Annotated in this window: 1 pseudogene; it reads right to left on the reverse strand. The window is 57.0% G+C overall.

From position 1 onward, the window contains the following. Positions 1 to 940 (reverse strand): annotated as a pseudogene (locus tag ACZYZ9_RS00320) (PPE family protein); the annotation flags it as partial.

Below are 940 nucleotides of genomic sequence, written 5' to 3' on the forward strand. Positions count from 1 at the left end.
CCGATCGGATCGATCGTGAACCCAGGAATCGACACCGGCGCCGTCGTGATATTCGGCAACACCAAATTACTCAACCCGATCGGATCGATCGTGAACCCAGGAATGGATATTGGCTGCGTACCAATCGCGGGCAGCTGGAAGGGCTTGACCTCGATCGGATCCACATTGATGCCTGGGATGGTCAAGCTGGGAAGGGAGAAGCCAGAGATCCCGATGGGGGAAATGCTGAAGGCGGAGAGTCCGATGGGGCCGACTGAGAAGCTTCCGGTTTCAAGGAAGGCGCCCGGCATCCCGTAGAACGTGCCAATGGCCGGATATTGACCAGCAACACCCGTTTGCAGGGCAATGATGTTATTCGGCAGGAATAACCGGATCGGGATGCTGATCCCCGGGAAATCTAACCGGGGCCCGTTGATGTAAGGGGTAGAAATCGTCGGGGTGTAGAACGGGTCCGTCTCGATGCCCGGCACAAAAATCTGTGGTGTCTCGATTCCGGGCAGGAAGAATCCACCGATTTGGCTACCGGCGGGGATAGAGATCCCCGGGATCGTCAGGTTCGGAATCGTCAAACTCGGCAGGTTGAAGGCGGCCAACGTCGTACCCGCCGCAATCGAAATCGGCGGAATCGTCAAGTCCGGAATCGTCAAACTCGGCAGATCAAACGCACCCAACGCCGTACCCGGCGCAATCGAAATCGGCGGAATCGTCAAATCCGGAATCGTCAAACTCGGCAGATTGAAGGCGGCCAACGTCGTACCCGCCGCAATCGAAATCGGCGGAATAGTCAAATCCGGAATCGTCAAACTCGGCAGATCAAACGCACCCAACGCCGTACCCGGCGCAATCGAAATCGGCGGAATCGTCAAATCCGGAATCGTCAAACTAGGCAGATTGAAGGCGGCCAACGTCGTACCCGCCGCAATCGAAATCGGCGGAATAG

The organism is Mycobacterium sp. IDUB_28, from assembly GCF_055419285.1.